This is a genomic window from Streptomyces sp. NBC_01224 (genome assembly GCF_036002945.1).
Classification (GTDB): domain Bacteria; phylum Actinomycetota; class Actinomycetes; order Streptomycetales; family Streptomycetaceae; genus Streptomyces.
On record NZ_CP108529.1, the window covers coordinates 4,695,433 to 4,714,608 of the forward strand.

The 19,176-nt window shown below is 69.6% G+C and carries 17 protein-coding genes; 9 read left to right on the top strand and 8 right to left on the bottom strand.

Going from position 1 to position 19,176, the window contains the following annotated elements; genetic code table 11:
- Positions 1-10: 10 nt before the first annotated feature.
- The gene (locus OG609_RS20905; RefSeq protein WP_327274201.1) at positions 11-625 is read right to left on the bottom strand and encodes a PadR family transcriptional regulator; all 615 of its coding nucleotides are present in this window, start codon (positions 623-625) and stop codon (positions 11-13) included.
- Between the two features lie 227 nt (positions 626-852).
- Between OG609_RS20905 and OG609_RS20910 the strand changes: the two genes are divergently transcribed.
- Complete coding sequence (locus OG609_RS20910) at positions 853-1,404, top strand: hypothetical protein (protein WP_327274202.1); 552 nt, start codon at positions 853-855, stop codon at positions 1,402-1,404.
- Between the two features lie 148 nt (positions 1,405-1,552).
- Here OG609_RS20910 and OG609_RS20915 read toward each other — a convergent pair whose 3' ends face one another.
- Positions 1,553-3,199, bottom strand: coding sequence for a protein kinase domain-containing protein (locus OG609_RS20915; RefSeq protein WP_327274203.1), 1,647 nt, complete (start codon positions 3,197-3,199; stop codon positions 1,553-1,555).
- 295 nt (positions 3,200-3,494) lie between these two features.
- Between OG609_RS20915 and OG609_RS20920 the strand changes: the two genes are divergently transcribed.
- Positions 3,495-5,123: a protein kinase domain-containing protein gene (locus OG609_RS20920; RefSeq protein ID WP_327274204.1), complete on the top strand. Its 1,629-nt coding sequence runs from the start codon at positions 3,495-3,497 to the stop codon at positions 5,121-5,123.
- A 25-nt stretch (positions 5,124-5,148) separates the two neighbouring features.
- Here OG609_RS20920 and OG609_RS20925 read toward each other — a convergent pair whose 3' ends face one another.
- From OG609_RS20925 to OG609_RS20935, 3 genes are all read right to left on the bottom strand, one after another.
- Positions 5,149-6,141, bottom strand: a complete 993-nt coding sequence (locus OG609_RS20925) for a phosphotransferase (protein WP_327278124.1) — start codon at positions 6,139-6,141, stop codon at positions 5,149-5,151.
- A 126-nt stretch (positions 6,142-6,267) separates the two neighbouring features.
- Positions 6,268-6,696, bottom strand: coding sequence for a pyridoxamine 5'-phosphate oxidase family protein (locus OG609_RS20930; RefSeq protein WP_327274205.1), 429 nt, complete (start codon positions 6,694-6,696; stop codon positions 6,268-6,270).
- A gap of 134 nt (positions 6,697-6,830) precedes the next feature.
- Positions 6,831-7,490 (bottom strand): response regulator transcription factor, encoded by a 660-nt coding sequence (locus OG609_RS20935; protein WP_327278125.1) that lies wholly within the window; start codon positions 7,488-7,490, stop codon positions 6,831-6,833.
- Between the two features lie 340 nt (positions 7,491-7,830).
- Between OG609_RS20935 and pdhA the strand changes: the two genes are divergently transcribed.
- Genes pdhA through OG609_RS20950 form a run of 3 tightly spaced genes read left to right on the top strand, consistent with a single transcriptional unit; the run spans position 7,831 to position 11,400 of the window.
- Positions 7,831-9,003 (top strand): pyruvate dehydrogenase (acetyl-transferring) E1 component subunit alpha, encoded by a 1,173-nt coding sequence (pdhA, locus tag OG609_RS20940; protein WP_327274206.1) that lies wholly within the window; start codon positions 7,831-7,833, stop codon positions 9,001-9,003.
- A gap of 2 nt (positions 9,004-9,005) precedes the next feature.
- Positions 9,006-9,986, top strand: a complete 981-nt coding sequence (locus OG609_RS20945; RefSeq protein WP_114245456.1) for an alpha-ketoacid dehydrogenase subunit beta — start codon at positions 9,006-9,008, stop codon at positions 9,984-9,986.
- A 10-nt stretch (positions 9,987-9,996) separates the two neighbouring features.
- On the top strand, positions 9,997-11,400 hold the full coding sequence (locus tag OG609_RS20950) for a dihydrolipoamide acetyltransferase family protein (RefSeq protein ID WP_327274207.1): 1,404 nt from the start codon (positions 9,997-9,999) through the stop codon (positions 11,398-11,400).
- A 61-nt stretch (positions 11,401-11,461) separates the two neighbouring features.
- Here the strand turns inward: OG609_RS20950 and OG609_RS20955 are convergent, their stop codons facing one another.
- Positions 11,462-12,361, bottom strand: a complete 900-nt coding sequence (locus tag OG609_RS20955) for a D-alanyl-D-alanine carboxypeptidase family protein (RefSeq protein WP_327274208.1) — start codon at positions 12,359-12,361, stop codon at positions 11,462-11,464.
- A gap of 370 nt (positions 12,362-12,731) precedes the next feature.
- Here OG609_RS20955 and OG609_RS20960 point away from each other — a divergent pair, with 370 nt between their 5' ends.
- Complete coding sequence (locus OG609_RS20960) at positions 12,732-13,439, top strand: GntR family transcriptional regulator (RefSeq protein ID WP_327274209.1); 708 nt, start codon at positions 12,732-12,734, stop codon at positions 13,437-13,439.
- Positions 13,436-14,746 carry an MFS transporter gene (locus OG609_RS20965; protein ID WP_327274210.1) on the top strand — a complete coding sequence of 437 codons (1,311 nt, stop codon included), beginning with the start codon at positions 13,436-13,438 and terminating at the stop codon, positions 14,744-14,746. Before OG609_RS20960 ends, OG609_RS20965 begins: the two co-directional genes overlap by 4 nt.
- An 82-nt stretch (positions 14,747-14,828) precedes the next feature.
- On the opposite strand, the gene OG609_RS20970 is transcribed toward OG609_RS20965, so the two are convergent.
- Entirely contained in the window at positions 14,829-15,653 is an 825-nt protein-coding gene (locus OG609_RS20970; RefSeq protein WP_327274211.1) for a maleylpyruvate isomerase family mycothiol-dependent enzyme, read from the bottom strand.
- A gap of 170 nt (positions 15,654-15,823) precedes the next feature.
- On the opposite strand from OG609_RS20970, the gene OG609_RS20975 reads away from it, so the two are divergent.
- Positions 15,824-16,624: a carbon-nitrogen family hydrolase gene (locus OG609_RS20975; RefSeq protein WP_327274212.1), complete on the top strand. Its 801-nt coding sequence runs from the start codon at positions 15,824-15,826 to the stop codon at positions 16,622-16,624.
- A 96-nt stretch (positions 16,625-16,720) separates the two neighbouring features.
- Here OG609_RS20975 and OG609_RS20980 read toward each other — a convergent pair whose 3' ends face one another.
- Positions 16,721-17,212, bottom strand: coding sequence for an LURP-one-related/scramblase family protein (locus OG609_RS20980; RefSeq protein ID WP_327274213.1), 492 nt, complete (start codon positions 17,210-17,212; stop codon positions 16,721-16,723).
- A gap of 82 nt (positions 17,213-17,294) precedes the next feature.
- On the opposite strand from OG609_RS20980, the gene OG609_RS20985 reads away from it, so the two are divergent.
- Positions 17,295-19,121, top strand: a complete 1,827-nt coding sequence (locus OG609_RS20985) for an NHL domain-containing thioredoxin family protein (RefSeq protein WP_327274214.1) — start codon at positions 17,295-17,297, stop codon at positions 19,119-19,121.
- The last annotated feature ends 55 nt before the right edge of the window (positions 19,122-19,176 follow it).

Sequence of the window (19,176 nt, forward strand, 5' to 3'; positions counted from 1 at the left end):
TGGTCGGTGGTCAGCGCCGGGTGCGTGGGCGGGCGGTACGGGCCGGGGCGCGGTTGGCCGTACGTACCTCCGGCTCCGGCTCCGTGGCGGCGGCCTCGGCAAGGCGGACCAGCCGGGACTCGCAGTGATCCAGCCAGCGGGCCTCGGCCTCCGCCTGGAAGATCAGCTGCTCGAGTACGAGCAGCCAGGCGACCTCGTCGCGGTTGGCCGGGGCATCGGCGAGGGCCTGCGCCTTGAGGCGGGTGTAGTCCTGCATCGCCTTGACGGTGTGGTGGCGCTGGGACTGGATGACGGCCCGGATGTCGACACCGGGCGCGCCGACCGCCATGGCGAGCTTGATGGCCAGCTCGTCGCGGGGCGGGTTGCTGCGGTCGACAGGCGTCTCGAACCAGTTCCGCAGCTCGGTGCGGCCGTCGTCGGTGATCGCGTAGAGGGCGTGCCCCTGGTCGTCCTCGTCGTCCTGGGCGACCAGGCCGTCGCGCTCCAGCCGGCTCAGCGTCGTGTACACCTGGCCGACGTTGAGCGGCCAGGTGGAGCCGGTGCGCGACTCGAATTCGGTGCGGAGCTGGGAGCCGTATCGGGGCCCCCGCTCCAGCAGGGCCAGTAGCCCGTGGCGGATCGACATACTGAGTATGTATACCGAGTATGTTGTTCGATGCAAGCTCGGCCGGAGCGTGTGGGAGCTGGTGGGAGGCCTGTGGGTCGTCTCAGTTCGGGCGGCGTAAACGGAATGCCAGGAAGCCCAGACCCAGTCCTATCAGTGCGACTCCCGCGCCCAGCGACACCCGCTGCACCCGCTTCACGGACGGCCCGTCGAGGGCTTGTGGAGCAAGCCGGCCGGCCTCGGGGGACGTGCTCGCCGCCGGTGTCACGGCGTTCACCGGCGCCGGGTCGGTCGCCGCAGGCCGCGCGTCGGGCTCGTCGAACGAACTGTCCGCGGGGGTGAGCTCCGACGGTGGGAGCTGCCGCCCGGGCCGCAGCCGCCCCTCCCCGGCCTCGCGCCCGGCGAGCGGGGGCTGTGCTTCGGGAGGCGGCGACCCTGCGTTCGCGGCGGCGGACGAGGGCGAGGTCGAGGGGGAACCGGAGGCCGGGGAGGAGGGCGGAGGGGATGCCGGAGGTGCGGGGGCGGCCGAGGCGCCCCCCGAGGGAGTGGTCGTCGGTACGGCCGAAGGAGTGGCCGAATCCTTGCCTGACGGTTCGACACCGGGGGTGGCGGAAGGCGGGGCGGAAGGTCCGGCCGAGGCGGTCGTGGGCGGCGTCGCCGAGGTGCTGACCGCCCCCGGCGTCCCGCCGGGGGCGCGCCGGTCGGCGTGCGCCACGCCAGTTGCGCCTCCCAGCGCCGCGCCCGCCGTCAATATGAGGCAGGCCACACACCTTGTGGACCGTGAGGGGAGAAGTTCTTGAGCCATGAGGGCAGCGTCACATGTGACGATATGTCTGGCATCTCGGATGTGAGGTGACCCCCGGAGGCGCCGTCACGCGTATGCGGCCCGGGAAGCGTGCCCTCACATGTACCGGGCCGTCACTTCCGTGTACCCGCGTACGCCTCCGGTCAGGCCGGGTCACCCGTCGCGATGCGCAGCTCGAAGTGGGCGCCCTTCTGGGGCACGGCCGTTCCGGAGGTGGGGAATTGGTCGATGACCTGGTCCTCCGCGTAGGCGTTTCCCGGCACCTTGATCGGCTTGATGGTCCAGCCTGCCGCGTCCGCGCATGCCTTCGCCGAAAGGATGTCCTTGTAGAGGAAGCTCGGTGCGTTGACCTTGTTCGGGTCGTCGCTGTCCTCCATCGCGTCCGTGCAGTCCTCGGTTTTCATCGTCCGGTTCCGCTCCGGATCCTTGTGCTCGCTCGCGGCCGGCGATTCGCTCGCGGAGTTGTCGCCGCCCGTACCCGGGTCGTCCTTCAGCGAGAGCACCGTGATCAGCCCGCCGATCGCGATCAGCGCGACCACGATCGAGCCCACGATCACCGGCATGTTCCGCTTGGAGCCGCCCGTGCCGGAGCCGGAGTGCGTCTGCGGCGCGATCGTGTAGGGGGGCGGGGTCTGCTGCTGCATCGGGGACATCGGCGCCTGGCTCTGGTACGCCGGAGCCGACTGCGGATAGCCGTACGACGGAGCGGGCGCCGGGGTCGGCGGACCGTACGGCCCCGACTGGGCGCCCGACTGGTACGGACCCGGCTGGTACGGCGTCTGGACGTTCTGCGGCGCCGGGGTGGACTGGTCGACCGGCGGGAAGACCGCCGAGCCGACGCCCGAGCCGCTGTTCGACGGCGCGCCGCCGCCCGCGACGATCGCCGGGGCGCCCGTCTGCCCGCTCGCGTTCAGCACGCGCGCAATCTCGTCCTGCATCGCCGCGGCGCTCGGGAAGCGCTCGTTCGGGTTCTTCTTCAGTGCGCGGGCGACGAGTGCGTCCATCGCCGGGGTGATCGACCGGTTGATGGTGGAGGGCGCGACAGGCTCCTCCTGGACGTGCGCGTACGCGATGGCGAGCGGCGAGTCCGCGTCGAACGGGATGCGTCCGGTCAGCAGCTGGAACAGCATGATGCCGACCGAGTACAGGTCGGAGCGCGCGTCCACCCCGCGGCCCAGGGCCTGCTCGGGGGAGAGGTACTGCGGGGTGCCGACGACCATGCCGGTCTGCGTCATCGATGTGACGCCCGACTGCATGGCGCGGGCGATGCCGAAGTCCATGACCTTCACGACACCGCGCTTGGTCACCATCACGTTGCCGGGCTTGATGTCGCGGTGGACCAGGCCCATCTCGTGGCTGGTGTCCAGCGCGGCCAGTACGTCGGCCGTCACCTTGAGCGCCCTGTCGGCCGGCATCGCACCGTAATTCCGGATGTCCGCCTGGAGCACGGAGCCGAGCGGCTGCCCCTCCACGTACTCCATGACGATGTACGGCATCAGCGCGCCGCCGAGCTCGTCCTCGCCGGTGTCGAAGACCGAGACGATGTTGGTGTGCTGCAGTTTGGCAACGGCCTGTGCCTCGCGCCGGAACCGCTCACGGAAGGACTGCTCGCGGCCCAGCTCCGTGTGGAGCGTCTTGATCGCGACCTGGCGGTCCAGTGCGGAGTCGTACGCCAGATACACGGACGCCATCCCGCCCTCGCCGAGCAGGTCGCGAAGCTGGTACCGGCCGCCGGCGACCGAACCGCCCGCATAGCGCCCCTGAGCGCCGTGTGCGCCGTCCTGGCTCATGACTTGCTTCCCCCTCGGCGCGCGACTGACGCGATGATCCCTATTTACGCGCCAAGTCTGCCCGAGGGGTACGACACGTCAAGCCAGGTGCCCGTTCCGTGACCCTACGCACAAGAAGCGTCTCGGAAGCGTTACAGGACCCGCATGGAATTTGCGCGTGCGGCACGCCGGCCGGTTGGATGACCCGTCCCTCTCGGAAACGGTGTGTCCGGCGGAGGCTGTAGCGTGACGTGGCAATGCAGCTAGACACCGTGAGAACCCGCGGACGCGCGGACAGATACGACGGCGAGGACTGATGGCACCCGATTCCGAAGCAAACGGCGGCGGAGTTTCGGATGGCACCGACTCCTGGGGCATCGACGGCGTCGTCGGTGACGGACGCTACCGGATGACCCACCGGCTCGGCCGGGGCGGCATGGCGGAGGTCTTCGCGGCCGAGGACGTCAGGCTGGGACGTACGGTCGCGGTCAAGCTCCTGCGTTCCGATCTCGCCGAGGACCCGGTCTCCAAGGCCCGGTTCACACGCGAGGCACAGTCGGTCGCGGGCCTCAACCACCATGCGATCGTCGCCGTGTACGACTCCGGCGAGGACGTCGTGGGCGGCCAGACCGTCCCCTACATCGTGATGGAGCTCGTCGAGGGCCGCACCATCCGCGATCTTCTGCTCAATGCCGAGGCCCCACCGCCCGAGCAGGCGCTGATCATCGTCTCGGGGGTGCTGGAAGCCCTCGCGTACTCGCACCAGCACGGCATCGTGCACCGTGACATCAAGCCCGCCAACGTGATCATCACGAACTCGGGTGCGGTCAAGGTGATGGACTTCGGCATCGCCCGTGCGCTGCACGGCGCGCAGTCGACGATGACGCAGACCGGTATGGTCATGGGCACGCCGCAGTACCTCTCCCCCGAGCAGGCGCTGGGCAAGGCCGTCGACCACCGCTCCGACCTCTACGCCACCGGCTGCCTGCTGTACGAGCTCCTCGCGCTGCGGCCCCCGTTCACGGGTGAGACGCCGCTCTCCGTGGTGTATCAGCATGTGCAGGACATTCCGGTCCCGCCGTCCGAGGTCCTGGACGCGGTGCCGCCGGAGCTGGACGGGCTGGTCATGCGCTCGCTCGCGAAGGACCCGGACGACCGGTTCCAGAGCGCCGAGGAGATGCGCGGCCTCGTCCAGTACGGCCTGCAGATGCTTCAGGTGCAGGGCGGCCACACGGGTACGTGGAACACCGGTCCGGTCGCGATGCACGAAGGCGGACACACCCCGGCCATGGGCATCGCCGGGGGCACGATGGCGATGAGCCACCCGCAGCACGGGGACACCTCGCAGGGCCCGATCCTGCCGCCGATGAACCCCGACGACGGTGGCTACGAAGGCGGACACCGGGGCGGTGGCGGCCGCGGCAAGCTGTGGCTGTTCGTCGTGCTCGCGCTGATCGCGATCGGGGCCGGTGTCGCCATCGCCGTCAGCGCGGCGAACAGCAACGACAACCAGCAGGAGAAGACGCCCACGAAGACCTCCAGCTCGCCGTCCGAGTCGGAGAGTTCGCCCTCACCGAGCGACCAGCAGAGCGAGCAGAACCAGCAGCCGGAGAACTCCACCGGCGACCAGCAGAACTCGCCGCCGCAGCAGCCCTACACCCCGCCGGTCAAACCGAGCAAGTCGTCCGAGCCGTCGTCGACCAAGCCGTCCACACCGGCCACAGGCGGCAGCACCGACGCAGGCACCGGCACGGCCGACGGAGGCACGGGTGCGGCCGAGGGAGGCACGGGTGCGGCCGACGGTGGTGCGGGTGCGGCCGACGGTGGTGCGGGTGCGGCCGACGGCGGCGCCGGGACGCCCAGCGGCGGTGCCGGTGGCGAGGCCGCCGGGACCACCACCGGCACGTCCGCGGGGGCCGGCGCCGCGTCGGGCACCGCCCCTTAACCCGGACGGCCCGGACGGGGCGGCCTCACCCTGTGAACGCCTCGCACACCGCCTCGTACTCACGCGTCCACCAGACCGCCAGGGCCGACACCGCAGGGAACTGCGGGTCGGCCCTTCGGTCGTGCAGGCAGTACCGCCAGCGCAGTATCCAGAAGTCGTTGAGCCGCTCCCACCACACCCGGTGCACCGCCGCGGCCAGTTCCGCCGCCCCCGCCCCGGCCGCCCGCCGGTAGGCCCCCGCGTACGCCCGTACCTTCTCCAGCTCCAGCTTCCCGGCCGGCTGCACGAAGAAGATCGCCGCAGCCCGTACCGCCTCCTCCGCGCGCGGCTGGACCCCCAGCCGGTCCCAGTCGAGGATCGCGACCGGGTCCGTGCCCCGGTAGAGGACGTTCAGCGGGTGAAAGTCGCCGTGCACCCAGCCGGTGGCCGGGATGTCGGGGGTGGGCGGCCTGCGGTCGGCGTGCTGTTCCAGCAGGGTGCGCCGCTCCAGGAGGCGGTGCTCGGCCAGCTCGTCGAAGGAGTCCCGGGGGCGGCGCCCGCGCGCGGCCGCGAGCAGGTCGTCGATCAGCGCGAAGGTGTCGGCGGGGTCGGGGCTCCGGTAGCCGCCGGACCGCCCTGCGAGTCCCGTGCCCGCCTCCATGACCTGTTCGAGCCCGGTGTGCACGGCCCCGAGCAGCGCTCCGAGCCGCTGCGACTGGGCGGCGGTGAGCTGGGCGCCGGCCCGGTGCAGTCCGTCGACCCAGGGGTGCAGGGCGTAGCACCGGCCGCCGATCTCCGTGACCGTGTCGCCCTCGGTGTCCTCCACGGGAGGCGCGACGGGCACGCCGAGTGACTGCAACCGCTGGGTGGCGCGGTGCTGGCGGACGATCGTGGCGCGGTCGCCGGTGGAGTCGTCGAGGTGATGCTTGAGGAAGTAGGAGCCGCGGGTGGTGGAGACGCGGTAGCCGTGATTGAGCAGGCCCTGGGTGACGGGCTTGCAGGTGAGGGGCTCACCGGCATCCGGGTAGCGGCGCAGCACCTCGTCCACCGGAGGAACGGGCGGACAGGGCATGGCCGAACGGGGCACGGACGAGCACAGCACCTCGCCGGCCGGCGGGGCAGACGGAAGAGTTACAGATGAGCGCGGCACTCGCCAGATGTTAGATCACGCTGCGTTGCGGATCAGTTGACTTGCGTGGAAGCCCAGAGTGTGCACGGAGACGAAGTGCGGGTCGACCCCGAGGTAGGCCGGGGCGAAGGGCTCCCCGTTCACCTGGACGGGGGCGGCGCCGAAGCGCTCCCGCTGTTCGGGGGTCGGGTGCACGATCTCGGCGGGGCCGGTGAACTGCAGGGACCACAACTCGCCGTCGTCCCCCGAGGGCGCGGCGTTGAAGTTGTCCGCTCCGTACGCGACGACCGTGCCGTCGCAGGCCTCGTGGTAGCCGAGGCCGCTGTGCATCCGCAGGACGACGTGGCCGTCGACCACGATGTGGCGGGCCACCGCCAGTATCGGGAGGGCCCGCATGCTCGTCGCCAGCCGGCCGTACTGGACGCGGCCGAGCAGTTCGATCGCGTGGAGTTCCTCAGAGGGCATGCTCTCCACTCTCCGCCACCGGGGAGGCCGTGGAAAGAGGCCGCGGCCCCAGGTGGTCCGGGACCAAAGTCCCGAAAGATCACCGAGGACCGCGGCCGCTCCGTGCACGTTCCGGCCCTGTCACCACGCAGCGCTCAGCCCTTCTCCGCCTGCAGCCTGGCCACGTACGCGGCGGCCTGCGAGCGCCGTTCCATGCCCAGCTTGGAGAGCAGACTGGAGACATAATTCTTGATCGTCTTCTCGGCGAGGTGCAGCCGCTCGCCGATCGCCCGGTTCGTCAGGCCCTCCCCGATCAGATCGAGGATCTTGCGCTCCTGATCGGTGAGACCGGCGAGCTTGTCGTCACCCCGGCTCTTCTTGCCGTCGCGCAGCCGCTCCAGTACCCGGGTGGTCGCCACCGGGTCCAGCAGCGACTTCCCGGCCGCCACGTCCCGTACCGCGTTCAGCAGTTCGTTGCCGCGGATCGCCTTCAGTACATATCCCGACGCGCCCGCCATGATCGCGTCGAAGAGCGCCTCGTCATCTGCGTACGAGGTCAGCATCAGGCATTTGATGTTCTCGTCCTGGGAGCGGATCTCCCGGCAGACCTCCACCCCGCTCCCGTCCGGCAACCGCACATCGAGCACCGCCACATCGGGCCGGGTCGCAGGGATACGGACCAGCGCGTCCGCTGCCGTGCCGGCCTCGCCGACGACCTCGATGTCGTCCTCGACCGAGAGCAATTCATGGACTCCGCGCCGGACGACTTCGTGGTCGTCCAGCAGAAAAACAGTGATTTTTCCTTGTTCGCGCACAAAACGCAGTCTCACACACTCGCCTCTTCCCTGCCGCCGAACGGCGGGATAACGTGCCGTTGTTCCGGCGGCCTGCAAGGCTGTTCCCAGTGCTGTGACCAGCGAGAGTTCCCGACTTTTTCGATTTACTTGGAAATCCAAGCAAAATCGCAGGTCAGATAGGGTTTCGCAGTAATGCGGCGTACTGGGTAACGTGCTTTTGGCAGGGCGCTCGCCGGGGCACCTGTCACGCCTGTTCCCGGACCGAGCGGCACCCACCCCGTGCACGGGTACGGACACAGGCGAGCCGCACTGGCTTCCCGGCAGACCCCGGGGGCCGGACCGACGGAGGAGCACGCACGTGACCGTGGAGAGCACTGCCGCGCGCAAACCGCGACGCAGCAGCAAGCGGACCAGCGCCGTGAAAACGCCCGCTAAGACGTCCGCCAGGACGCCACAGAGTTCCGAGCCCGAGCTCGTACAGCTGCTGACGCCCGAGGGCGAGCGGGTGGAGCATCCGGACTACCAGATCGACCTGACCGCCGAAGAGCTGCGCGGTCTGTACCGGGACATGGTCCTGACCCGCCGCTTCGATGCCGAGGCCACCGCCCTGCAGCGCCAGGGCGAGCTGGGCCTGTGGGCCTCGCTGCTCGGCCAGGAGGCCGCCCAGATCGGCTCCGGCCGGGCCCTGCGCGACGACGACTACGTCTTCCCGACCTACCGCGAGCACGGCGTCGCGTGGTGCCGGGGCGTCGACCCGACCAATCTGCTCGGGATGTTCCGCGGTGTGAACCACGGCGGCTGGGACCCGAACACCAACAACTTCCACCTGTACACGATCGTCATCGGCTCGCAGACCCTGCACGCCACCGGCTACGCCATGGGCGTCGCCAAGGACGGCGCGGACTCGGCCGTGATCGCGTACTTCGGCGACGGTGCCTCCAGCCAGGGCGACGTCGCCGAGTCCTTCACCTTCTCCGCGGTCTACAACGCCCCGGTCGTCTTCTTCTGCCAGAACAACCAGTGGGCGATCTCCGAGCCGACCGAGAAGCAGACCCGCGTCCCGCTCTACCAGCGCGCGCAGGGCTTCGGCTTCCCCGGCGTCCGGGTCGACGGCAACGACGTACTCGCCTGTCTGGCCGTCACCAGGTCGGCGCTGGAGCGGGCCCGCCGGGGGGAGGGGCCCACGCTCGTCGAGGCGTTCACCTACCGCATGGGCGCGCACACCACCTCCGACGACCCGACGAAGTACCGGGCGGACGAGGAGCGGGCCTCCTGGGAGGCCAAGGACCCGATCCTGCGGCTGCGTACCTACCTGGAGAAGCAGCAGGCCGCCGACGAGGCGTTCTTCACCGCGCTGGAGGAGGAGAGCGAAGCCCTCGGCAAGCGGGTGCGTGAAGCGGTACGAGCGATGCCCGATCCGGACCGGATGGCGATCTTCGACCACGCCTACGCCGACGGGAACCCGCTCGTCGACGAGGAGCGCGCCCAGTTCGCCGCCTACCAGGCATCGTTCGCCGAGGAGGGCAACTAGCCATGGCCATGGAAAAGATGTCCATTGCGAAGGCTCTCAACGAGTCGCTGCGCAAGGCCCTCGACACCGACCCCAAGGTCCTCATCATGGGTGAGGACGTCGGCAAGCTGGGCGGGGTCTTCCGGATCACCGACGGACTTCAGAAGGACTTCGGCGAGGACCGGGTGATCGACACCCCGCTCGCAGAGTCCGGCATCGTCGGTACGGCGATCGGCCTGGCCCTGCGCGGCTACCGGCCCATCGTGGAGATCCAGTTCGACGGCTTCGTCTTCCCTGCGTACGACCAGATCGTCACGCAGCTCGCGAAGATGCACGCCCGGGCGCTCGGCAAGATCAAGCTGCCGGTCGTCGTGCGGATTCCGTACGGCGGCGGCATCGGTGCCGTCGAGCACCACAGCGAGTCCCCCGAGGCCCTGTTCGCGCACGTCGCGGGCCTGAAGGTGGTCTCGCCCTCGAACGCGAGCGACGCCTACTGGATGATGCAGCAGGCCGTCCAGAGCGACGACCCGATCATCTTCTTCGAGCCGAAGCGCCGCTACTGGGACAAGGGTGAGGTCGAGACCGACTCCATCCCCGGCCCGCTGCACCGGGCCTCGGTGGCGCGTACGGGCTCCGACCTCACGCTCGTCGCGTACGGCCCGATGGTGAAGGTCTGCCTGGAAGCGGCCGCGGCCGCCCAGGAGGAGGGCAAGTCGATCGAGGTCCTGGACCTGCGCTCGATGTCCCCGATCGACTTCGACACCATCCAGACCTCGGTCGAGAAGACCGGTCGGCTCGTCGTGGTCCACGAGGCCCCGGTGTTCTACGGCTCCGGGGCCGAGATCGCCGCCCGGATCACCGAGCGCTGCTTCTACCACCTGGAAGCACCGGTGCTGAGGGTCGGCGGCTATCACGCCCCATACCCGCCGGCTCGGCTGGAGGACGAGTACCTGCCGGGTCTCGACCGTGTGCTCGACGCCGTCGACCGCTCGCTGGCGTACTGAGGACTGGGGCGTGACAACGATGAACGACACTTCCAACCCTGCTCGCTTCCGTGAGTTCAAGATGCCCGACGTGGGCGAGGGACTGACCGAGGCCGAGATCCTCAAGTGGTACGTACAGCCCGGCGACTCCGTCACCGACGGCCAGGTCGTGTGCGAGGTCGAGACGGCCAAGGCAGCCGTGGAACTGCCGATTCCGTTCGACGGGGTGGTGCACGAGCTGCGCTTTCCCGAGGGCACGACCGTCGACGTCGGCCAGGTGATCATCGCGGTGGACGTGGCGCCGGGCAGCGGTGACGCGGCCCCGGCTCCTGAGCCGGCCGCACAGCCGGAACCGGAGCCGGAGGCTCCCAAGGGCCGTCAGCCCGTCCTGGTGGGGTACGGCGTCGCCGAGACCTCCACGAAGCGGCGCGCCCGCAAGGGGACCGGGACGGCGGTACCCGCCGCGGCGGCCGCGATCCAGGGCGAGATGAACGGCCACGGCGCCTTGGCCGTTCGGGAGAGCCGGCCGCTCGCCAAGCCGCCGGTGCGCAAGCTGGCCAAGGACCTGGGCATCGACCTGGCGACGGTCGTCCCGACCGGCGAGGGCGGGATCATCACCCGCGAGGATGTGCACGCGGCGGCCGCGCCCGTACCGGCGCAGGCGCAGGCCCCCGTGGAGGTGGAGGCCGCGCCGGTTCCCGCCCCCGAGGCGCCGACCTCTGTCGTCGCGGGCGCGCGGGAGACCCGTATCCCGGTCAAGGGCGTACGGAAGGCCATCGCCCAGGCGATGGTCGACAGTGCCTTCACGGCACCGCATGTCACGGAGTTCGTGACCGTCGATGTGACGCGCACGATGAAGCTGGTGGCGGAGCTCAAGGAAGACAAGGACATGGCGGGGGTCCGGGTCAACCCGCTCCTGATCATCGCCAAGGCGCTCCTCGTCGCGATCAGGCGCAACCCGGACGTCAACTCTGCCTGGGACGAGGCGAACCAGGAGATCGTGCGCAAGCACTACGTCAACCTGGGCATCGCCGCCGCCACCCCGCGCGGTCTGATCGTGCCGAACATCAAGGACGCGCACGACAAGACCCTGCCGGAGCTCGCGGCGGCGCTGGGCGAGCTGGTCTCCACGGCACGTGAGGGCAGGACGTCCCCCGCGGCCATGGCGGGCGGCACGGTGACGATCACCAACGTCGGTGTCTTCGGCGTCGACACGGGGACGCCGATCCTGAACCCGGGCGAGTCCGCGATCCTCGCGGTCGGAGCGATCAAGCTCCAGCCGTGGGTCCACAAGGGCAAGGTGAAGCCCCGACAGGTCACCACGCTGGCCCTGTCGTTCGATCACCGCCTGGTCGACGGCGAGCTCGGCTCCAAGGTCCTGGCGGATGTCGCCGCGATCCTGGAGCAGCCGAAGCGGCTCATCACCTGGGCGTAACGGTACGAAAGGAGGGGCCCCGCGGTGCGCGGGGCCCCTCCTTTCACGCTGTCGGGCGGGACTACTTCTTGAAGCTGTAGTCCATGATCTTCTTCATGTCCGCGGAACGGGTGGTCGCGCTCGTGGAGGACAGAACGGTGCCGATGACCGTCTTGCCGTTACGGGTCGCGGCGAAGACCAGGCAGTACTTGGCCGTCGGACCGGAACCGGTCTTCACACCGATGGCGCCGCTGTAGCTGCTGAGCATCGTGTTGGTGTTGGACCACGACATGTAGCGGTAGCCACCGCTCTTCGTGGTGACCTTCTGCTTGGTCGACTTGGTCTTCACGACCGTGCGGAACGTGGAGTTCTTCATCGCGCTGCTGGCGATCTTCGTCAGGTCGCGCGGCGTCGAGTAGTTCGAGCCGTTCCCTATGCCGTCGAACGAGTCGAAGTGGGTGTTCTTCAGCCCGAGGGACTTGGCCTGGGCGTTCATCTTGCCGACGAACGACTTCACGCGGGCCGCGCGGGTGGTGCCGGAGCCGAACTTGTCGGCCAGCGCGTACGCGGCGTCGCAGCCGGACGGCAGCATCAGGCCGTACAGCAGCTGGCGGACGGTGACCTTGTCGCCCACGATCAGGCGGGCCGACGAGGCGCCCTTGGAGACGATGTAGTCGCTGTACGCCTTCTGGATCGTGACCTTGGAATCCAGGTTGAGGTTCTTCTGCGCCAGAACGACCTTGGCGGTCATGATCTTGGTGGTGGAGCCGGTGGAGCGACGGGTGTCCGCGGCCTTGCTGAACAGGGTCTTCGCGGTGCCGTTGTTCATCACGTAACCGCCCTTGGCGGTGATCGTGGGAGTGGGCGGCGTGGCGGCCTGCGCCGTGGAGGCGAACACACTGCCCGCGATGACGGCACCCGCGGTGAGGGCCACGGTGGCAGTGGCGGAAATGCGGTTTATGCCCTTAATGCCAATTTTCAACTTGAACGCTCCAAATGCCCCTGGAATGCGGCCACATGAGGGTGCCGCTCGGTGGTGAGACTCATGAGGCCGGGCGAAGGATGTGCTGATTCCTGAGGCAATTTCGGAGCTAACGGCCTCGCCCACGATTGGCAGTGGGAGAAGGAGCGGCGTCTGGGGCCTTCGAATCCAAGGCGGAGGAGGGAGTCGACGCGGAGCGTCGGCGACTGACGACAACACCGGAGGCGGAGGTCCCAGACACCGCGACGCCGCTGACAATCGCGGGCGAGGCCGCAAGAGCGGTTCGGGTCTTGGGGGGGTGCCCGTCCGGAACCTGTCCGGATCCCGGACGGGTTTCATCATGTACGCATGTTGTATCTATGCTGTGTACATGCCTGCCGCACCCCCAGTCGTGAAGCCCCTTGCGAAGTCCGCCGCGCAGTCGACCGTGAAGTCTTCCGTCAAGCAGCCCCCCGCCGCCGAGCGCGTCTACGCCCATATCAAGGAGGCGGTCCTGGACCGCCGCTACGAAGGCGGCACGCTCCTCACCGAAGGTGATCTCGCGGAGGCCGTCGGTGTCTCCCGTACGCCCGTGCGCGAAGCGCTGCTGCGGCTGGAGGTCGAGGGGCTGATCAAGCTGTACCCGAAGAAGGGCGCCCTTGTTCTCGCCGTCTCCGCGCAGGAGATCGCGGATGTGGTGGAGACCCGGCTGCTCGTCGAGGAGTTCGCGGCCCGCAAGGCCGTTCCCGCCTCCGCGCAGTTGATCGGACGGCTCGAGGAACTTCTTGAGGAGCAGCGGCAGTTGGCCGAGGCCGGGGACCTGGCCGCCGTGTCCGTGAAGGACCGCTGCTTCCACGCGGAGATCGTGCGCAACGCCGGCAACGACATTCTCTCGCGCCTCTACGACCAGCTGCGCGACCGGCAGTTGCGGATGGGCGTCGCCGTGATGGAGGCGCACCCGGGCAGGATCGCCGCCAACATCACCGAGCACGGTGAGCTGCTGGAAGCGATCAGGTCCGGTGACGCGGACGGTGCCGCACAGGTCGTGCGGCGTCATGTCGGCCGGGTCAAGGTGCTGGTCAGAGGTGAGGACCGGTGAGTTCTGCCGCCGCTCCCACCCTGTCCCTGCCCGGAGATCCACCCGGCGGCCGGCGTGCCGCGCGGGTCTGGGGCATCGGCGTTGCCGTCTACTTCGTCGCCATCATCTTCCGCACCAGCCTGGGTGTTGCCGGACTGGATGCCGCCGACCGGTTCCACATCAACGCCTCCGCGCTCTCCACGTTCTCCATCCTTCAGCTGCTCGTCTACGCGGGCATGCAGATACCCGTCGGCCTGATGGTCGACCGGCTCGGCACCAAGAAGGTCCTCACCCTCGGGGCCGTTCTGTTCACCCTGGGGCAGCTCGGTTTCGCGCTCTCCCCCTCGTACGGCATGGCGCTGGCGTCCAGGGCGCTGCTCGGCTGCGGCGACGCGATGACCTTCATCAGCGTGCTGCGGCTCGGTGCCCGCTGGTTCCCGGCCCGGCGCGGTCCGCTGATCGGGCAGGTCGCCGCGCTCTTCGGGATGGCGGGCAACCTCATCTCGACGCTCTTCATCGCGAGGGCCCTGCACGGATTCGGCTGGACCACCACCTTCGTGGGCAGCTCCGCCGCCGGGGTTCTCGTCCTCGTGCTTCTCCTGCTGTTCCTGAAAGACCACCCCGAGGGCCACGAGCCGCCGCCCGTCGAGCACGCGGGCGCCGCCTACGTACGCAAGCAGATCGCCGCCTCCTGGCGGGAGCCCGGCACCCGGCTCGGTATGTGGGTGCACTTCACCACGCAGTTCCCGGCCATGGTGTTTCTGCTGCTGTGGGGGCTGCCGTTCCTGGTGGAGGCGCAGGGGCTGAGCCGGTCCACCGCCGGTGAGCTGCTCACCCTGGTGGTGCTCTCCAACATGGCGTTCGGGCTGGTCTACGGGCAGATCATCGCCCGCCACCACGAGGCCCGCGCCCCGCTGGCGCTCGGGGCGGTCGCCGTGACGGCCCTGCTCTGGGCGTCGACCATCTTCTACCCGGGCGACCGTGCGCCGATGTGGCTGCTGATCGTCCTGTGCGTGGTGCTCGGCGCGTGCGGTCCCGCCTCGATGATCGGCTTCGACTTCGCACGGCCCGCCAACCCGCCGGAGCGCCAGGGCACCGCCTCGGGCATCGTGAACATGGGCGGCTTCGTCGCTTCGATGACCACGCTGTTTGCCGTCGGCGTGCTTCTGGACGCGACCGGCGACAACTACCGGATCGCGTTCGCCTCGGTCTTCGTACTGGAGGCGCTCGGGGTCGTACAGATTCTGCGGCTGCACTCCCGGGCCACGCACCGCGAGCGGGACCACCATGTGATCAGCCGCGTGGAAGCCGTGCACGTACCCGCGTAACGCGCCTGTCGCGCCCTGATCGGCGGCGCGCCCGTCCTCGCACGACGGGCGCCGCCGACCACGGTGGCGCGGCGCCGTGGCGCTACGGCGTCACGGCGAAGTTCTGCAGGATCGCCTCCGCCAGATTCTCGTCGCCCTCGACCTTGATCCGGTCCGCGACCGCACCCGCCCGCACCCGCCCGCAGGCGAGGCGGAAGTACGTCTCCCAGTCCATCGCCAGCGTCACCGCGGGCCCGAGCGACGGCGAACCGTCCACCGAACCGCGGCCCTCCGCGTCGACCCTGACCGTGCGCAGGAACTCCATCGGCCCGTGCACATCGAGCACGACCGCCGAATTGGCCGGTGCACCCGCGTCCTTGGCGACCACCTTCGGCAGCGCGGCGAGCAGGGTGTCCTGGACGACAGAAGCGCCGGGGGAGTCCAGATTGCCGGGCTGCCCCAGCGTCGCCCGCAGATCCTGCTCATGCACCCAGACATCGAAGGCCCGCATCCGCAGAGCCAGTTCGAGGGTCTGCTCGGCGCCGAGCGGCGCCCGAACCATGGTCTCGGGGTCGCGGGTCTCGTTGCGCAGCTGACGTGCGCGGCGAATGATCGTGTACTCCAGCTCGGAGGTCATCTCCGGCGCGGTGTGGTGGCGCCGCACATCGACCTGCATCTCCATGTAGCGAGCGAAGTCGTTCTGTACATGGTAGAGATCGCGCGGCAGCGTGTGGATCGGACGCGGGTCGCCGAGCTGCTCGCACTCCATGCCGATGACGTGCGAGACGATGTCACGCACCGACCAGGCTGGGCACGGCGTACGGCGGTTCCACTCTCCCTCGGCGAGTGGCTTCACCAGCTCGGCTATCGACTCGATGGAGTGGGTCCAGGCATCGGCGTAGGTCTGGAGGCTGGGATGGACGGTCACGGGACCCCTCGTGCGGTTCTGCGGTGCATGGGCTGGAGTGCTGGGCGCGGGCGGCGGGCTGCGTGGGAGGTTCGATCGCTAAGTTACGCTGCGAGCAGGCACCCCGGCAGTGCTTTCGTGTGACGATCGTAGGCCTGTGTTGACGGCTCGAATGCCAGGACGGTGGTAGTGTGCGCGCCTCCCTCATCCAGATCGCAGTAGACCCGGACGAATCCGTCAATTCCCGTAGGCAACGCGCGGCTTCGCTGATCGCGGCCCAGCGCGGTGCGGATCTGGTGGTTCTTCCCGAACTCTGGCCGGTCGGCGCGTTCGCGTACACCGCCTTCGCGGACGAGGCCGAGCCGCTCCAGGGGCCCACCCACGACATCATGGCGAAGGCCGCAGCCGACGCCGGGGTCTGGCTGCACGCGGGCTCCTTCGTCGAGCGCGCGGCCGACGACACCCTCTACAACACCGCGCTCGTCTTCACACCCGAGGGCGAGCGGGCCGCCGCGTACCGCAAGATCCACCGCTTCGGCTTCGACCAGGGCGAGGCGGTCATGATGGGCGCCGGCGAGGAGCTGGTCACTGTCACCCTGCCGCAGACCACCCTGGGCCTCGCCACCTGCTATGACCTGCGCTTCCCGGAAATGTTCCGCGGCCTGGTCGACGCGGGCGCCGAGACGCTGATCGTCGCGGCGGGCTGGCCGGAGCGCCGTCGCGCCCACTGGACGCTGCTGGCCCGGGCTCGCGCCGTCGAGAACCAGTCGTACGTCCTGGCCGTCGGCACCGCGGGCACCCACGCCGGAATCCAGCAGGCCGGACACAGCATCGTCGTCGACCCCTGGGGCGAGGTGCTTGCCGAGGCGGGCGCGGACGAGGAGGTGCTCACCGTGGAGTTCGACCCGTCGAAGGTCGCCGCCACGCGCGAGCAGTTCCCGGCGCTCAAGGACCGGCGGCTGGGGCTGGCCCCGCCCGAGACGGGCGAGTAGGCACGTTTCACGTGAAACCGGGTTCGATGTCATCGCCGGACACACCCGCTGATCGCTTTGTCCTCAAGTGCCGGACGGGCTTGGTTTTCGAGCCCGTCAGTCCTCGTGCTCCTTGTCGGCGAGCACGATGACGCACACCGATACGGCGATGAGCAGTGCCACGTCGGCGTCCTCCCGTACGACGTCGATGCCGTACGTGTCCCGGACGGTCAGCCACCGCCGCGAGATCTGGGCCAACAGCTCCCCGTCGTAGTCGACGGCGAACTCGCGGTCCAGGATCTTGCCGCTGACATCGAGCTCGGTACCGTCCACCAGCGTGACCCGGTAGTGGTTGCGCAGCAGCGACAGCCGCTTGCGCTTGACCTTGGCGAGCTGCTCGCCGTCCCGCTCGATGAGCATCGTGTCGCGCAGGCTGAGCAGCTTCTGCCGGATCTCGACCAGGATCCGGCCCTGCGCGTCCTTCAGCTCGAAGGTGTCACGCACCCGCATGGCCTTGCCGTCGACGAGGAAGACCTTGCGACCGTCCGCGTCCTCGATCCAGTAGTCGTCGCCTACAGCGAAGAGCCGTTCACGCACCAGGAATCTCATGGCTCACAGGTTCCCCCAGGACCGCCCGGAATACGTGGACCCTCCGGAATGCGTGCGGGCCATGGTGCTGTTGACTGTTCACATGGCAACACGTGCGCGCGTCCGGGCCCCCGAGCTGATCGGCAAGGGTGGCTGGCTCAATACAGGCGACCAGCAGTACGCCCTCGCTGACCTGCGAGGACGCATTGTGATCCTGGATTTCTGGACCTTCTGCTGTGTGAACTGTCTGCATGTTCTCGATGAGCTGCGCGAACTGGAGGAGAAGCACCGCGACACCGTCGTGATCATCGGTGTGCACTCGCCGAAGTTCGTCCACGAGGCCGAGCACCAGGCAGTCGTCGACGCCGTCGAGCGGTACGAGGTCCACCACCCGGTCCTCGACGACCCGGAACTGGCGACGTGGAAGCAGTACGCCGTACGCGCCTGGCCCACGCTCGTCGTCATCGACCCCGAGGGCTACATCGTCGCCCAGCACGCGGGCGAGGGCCATGCGCACGCCATCGCGAAGCTGGTCGAGGAGCTGGAGACCGAGCACGGCGCCAAGGGCACGCTGCGCCGCGGCGACGGCCCGTATGTCGCGCCCGAGCCGGTCGCCACGCATCTGCGTTTCCCGGGCAAGGCCCTGCTCCTGCCCGACGGCGGGTTCCTCGTCTCCGACACCACCCGCCACCGCCTGGTCGAGATCGGACGTGACGGTGAAACGGTCAGCCGTCATGTCGGTACGGGGGACAGGGGGTTCGCCGACGGCGGGCCCGAGGAGGTCCGGTTCTCCGAGCCGCAGGGGCTCGCCGTGCTGCCCGACGGCCGGATCGCGGTCGCCGACACCGTCAACCACGCGATTCGCGCCCTCGACCTCACCACCGGGGTGACGACGACCCTCGCCGGCACCGGCCGTCAGTGGTGGCAGGGTTCGCCGACGACCGGCCCGGCCCGCGAGGTCGACCTGTCCTCCCCCTGGGACGTCGCCTGGTTCGCGGACCGGCTGTGGATCGCCATGGCGGGCGTGCACCAGCTGTGGACGTACGACCCCGCGACGGAGACCGTGCAGGTCGCGGCGGGCACGACCAACGAGGGCCTGGTCGACGGGCCGGCCGACGAGGCCTGGTTCGCCCAGCCATCGGGGCTCGCCACGTCGGCCGACGGGGAGCGCCTGTGGGTCGCCGACTCGGAGACGTCCGCCCTGCGGTACGTCGAGCGCGACGGCACCGGCTTCGCCGTCCGCACGGCCGTCGGCACCGGCCTCTTCGACTTCGGACACCGCGACGGTGCCGCAGATCAGGCCCTGTTCCAGCATCCGCTGGGCGTGACCGCGCTGCCCGACGGCTCCGTCGCCGTGTGCGACACGTACAACCACGCGCTGCGGCGCTACGATCCCGCGAGCGGTGAGGTCACCACCCTGGCCACGGATCTGCGCGAGCCCAGCGACGCCGTGCTGGTCGAAGGCGATCTCGTCGTCGTCGAGTCCGCCCGGCACCGGCTGACCCGGCTGCGGCTTCCGGAGGAGGCTGTACGCGTCGCCGGCCAGGCACACCACACGCAGCGCGCGGCCACCGAGATCGCCCCGGGCACGCTCCGGCTCGATGTGGTCTTCCAGGCGCCCGCCGGGCAGAAGCTGGACACCCGGTACGGTCCCTCGACCCGGCTGCTTGTCTCGGCGACCCCGCCCGAGCTGCTGGCGGAAGGCTCCGGCCCCGGTACCGATCTGTTCCGCGACCTGGTCCTGGCCGATGGCGTCACCGAGGGCGTCCTGCATGTGTCCGCGATGGCGGCGTCCTGCGACGACGACCCGGAGAACGAGTACCCGGCCTGCCATGTCCACCAACAGGACTGGGGCGTCCCCGTCCGCGTGACCGCGGAAGGAACGCCCCGGCTGCCGCTGGTGCTGGCAGGGATGGACGAGCAGGCCTGACGGCGCCCGGAGCCCCGGACACGGAGGGCCTTCTGCGCCGGGTGAGGTGTGTGCG

Excerpts from the sequence above, each read along its gene's own strand:
- OG609_RS20905 (WP_327274201.1), bottom strand. The coding sequence starts at position 625 with ATGTCGATCCGCCACGGGCTACTGGCCCTGCTGGAGCGGGGGCCCCGA.
- OG609_RS20915 (WP_327274203.1), bottom strand. The coding sequence starts at position 3,199 with ATGAGCCAGGACGGCGCACACGGCGCTCAGGGGCGCTATGCGGGCGGT.
- OG609_RS20920 (WP_327274204.1), top strand. The coding sequence starts at position 3,495 with ATGGCACCCGATTCCGAAGCAAACGGCGGCGGAGTTTCGGATGGCACC.
- OG609_RS20930 (WP_327274205.1), bottom strand. The coding sequence starts at position 6,696 with ATGCCCTCTGAGGAACTCCACGCGATCGAACTGCTCGGCCGCGTCCAG.
- OG609_RS20945 (WP_114245456.1), top strand. The coding sequence starts at position 9,006 with ATGGCCATGGAAAAGATGTCCATTGCGAAGGCTCTCAACGAGTCGCTG.
- OG609_RS20960 (WP_327274209.1), top strand. The coding sequence starts at position 12,732 with ATGCCTGCCGCACCCCCAGTCGTGAAGCCCCTTGCGAAGTCCGCCGCG.
- OG609_RS20980 (WP_327274213.1), bottom strand. The coding sequence starts at position 17,212 with ATGAGATTCCTGGTGCGTGAACGGCTCTTCGCTGTAGGCGACGACTAC.
- OG609_RS20985 (WP_327274214.1), top strand. The coding sequence starts at position 17,295 with ATGGCAACACGTGCGCGCGTCCGGGCCCCCGAGCTGATCGGCAAGGGT.